The sequence below is a fragment of the Nitrosospira sp. Nsp13 genome, from assembly GCF_900101945.1.
Lineage (GTDB): Bacteria > Pseudomonadota > Gammaproteobacteria > Burkholderiales > Nitrosomonadaceae > Nitrosospira > Nitrosospira multiformis_D.
This window is the reverse complement of sequence record NZ_FMVD01000037.1, coordinates 1-2,053: the sequence shown is the minus strand read 5'-3', so window position 1 is coordinate 2,053 and position 2,053 is coordinate 1. Positions and strand designations below refer to the sequence as shown.

The window sequence follows — 2,053 nt, the reverse complement described above, 5'->3', positions numbered from 1 at the left end:
CGAGACCGACCTCAATGCCAGCCGCAAGGAAGGCAAGATGGTCCTCAAGCCTGAAAAGAAGGATAAGGACGACGAGGAGGAGGAAGAAGAGGAGGAGGGGTGATTATCTGGGAATTCGCTGGTTTCCGGGGAAGGAGCATATTTTAGTTAGTGCCTCCCCTACCCTATGTTGCTGATCATGTCAGCACTCGGAAAGAGATTGGCATTCTCTCCATATCGGATTATAAAGATACGATACAGCGTACAGGCGTGCCGGCAGAAAAAAATATGGCAATTCCCATTGTACTTGATCACAGCAGCCCGCAGTCGCTGCAAGGGCAGATTTTTGAACAATTACGCCATTTGATTCTCGGCGGGAAACTAAAACCTGGCACCCCTATACCCGCCAGCCGTGTGCTTGCCGAGCAACTGGGTACTTCCCGAAATACCGTCCTCCTTGTCTATGATCGTCTAATGGCTGAAGGCTATCTGCAGGCCCGAAAAGCGATTGGAACGTACGTAAACCTCGAACTGCCTGAAACCTGTCTCGCTGCAACCCGCAGAATTGCCACTTCAATTCCTGTTCAGGGAGAGGCGGTAAGGCAGCCCATAATTCCCTTTACCGGACAGCGGCGGGTGGGAAACGATACTCGACATCTGGACTTTGATTTTTTTCCGGATCGTACCGATCTTGATTTATTCCCCCAAAAGATATGGCGTCGCTTTATCAACAGGACGCTGACCTCGTCCAGTACCCATTTTACCGAATGCGGTGATCCGGGTGGGTTGCTCCAGTTACGGGAAGTCGTCGCTGATCATCTTGGAATAGCGCGTGGAATTAGCGTCTCATCTGACCAGGTCATTATTACTGCCGGCTCTCAGGAGGGATTGAACCTGGCGGCTCGTCTCTTGATCAAGGATGGGACATTGGTTGCCACGGAGAATCCCTGCTATGAGGGAGCTGCACTTCTTTTCCAGAGCTACTATGCGAAATTAGTTCCCGTGCCCGTAGATGAAGCCGGATTGGATGTAGAGCGATTGCCGAAAGAGGGCGTAATGCTCCTGTATGTTACCCCGTCGCATCAGTATCCGCTCGGCTTTACATTGCCGATTGAGCGCCGCTTGAAACTGCTTGACTGGGCCCGGCGTTGCGGGGCATACATTATTGAGGATGACTACGACTCGGATTTTCGATATCGTGGCTCCCCTTTAACGGCGCTTATGGGTCTCGATGACTATGGTTGCGTCATGTATCTGGGGACTTTTTCCAAATCCATGGGCGCGGGGTTGCGCCTGGGTTATCTGGTGGTACCTAAGGCGTTAATACATGCGGCGCGCTCGGCCAAGGCGCTACTGAACAACGGACATGCCTGGCTCGACCAGGCAACGATGGCTGAATTCATCCGAAGTGGCGCCTATGGCAATCACCTGAGGCGGATGCGTCACGTTTATTGCAAGCGTCGTGATTGCCTCATTGAAGCCCTGCGACAGCATTTTGGTACGGTCCAACTTTCCGGACTGGAAAGCGGCCTCCATCTGGCATGGCATCTACCAAAAAATTATCCTGATGCCCCTCAACTCCAAGCACTTGCGCTCCGTCATGGGGTAGGTATTTATGCCATTGGGCCCGGCACCGCCTATGATTATGGAAAATGTGACTACAGCGCTCGTACACTGATACTTGGCTTCTCATCTCTTAACGAATACCAGATCAGGGCAGGTATTCGGCGAATCGCTGATGCATTTGCAGGCCTGCCAACAGTCAATGAGTGATACCTCCAGTTTTCGCATTCCGCTTTAATAAATCCTCGGAACCACTCTGTTGAAAATTGGCCCGCAATTGCGGGCCAATTTTCAGCAGGCATGCTTCAATAAACCGGTAACCGCTCAAGCGGTCGAATGAAATTAAAAAGATGGGGAGATTCCGATTCCTTCTGCACGTATGAACTGGTCGACAAACGCACATTAAAAAACACCGGTCCACCCTTCCGTCTGGCGACGGCGGCGGACCGGTGTCATGCTTTGGTTGCTTAGAGCTTGGTGAAGACCGGTATCACTGCGCCGGCGATGCTGT

At 52.0% G+C, this 2,053-nt stretch carries 1 protein-coding gene; it reads left to right on the top strand.

Annotation, left to right across the window (positions count from 1 at the left end; translation table 11 throughout):
• The first annotated feature begins 267 nt into the window (after positions 1-267).
• Positions 268-1,752 carry a MocR-like pyridoxine biosynthesis transcription factor PdxR gene (locus tag BLO43_RS16155; RefSeq protein WP_090908069.1) on the top strand — a complete coding sequence of 495 codons (1,485 nt, stop codon included), beginning with the start codon at positions 268-270 and terminating at the stop codon, positions 1,750-1,752.
• The last annotated feature ends 301 nt before the right edge of the window (positions 1,753-2,053 follow it).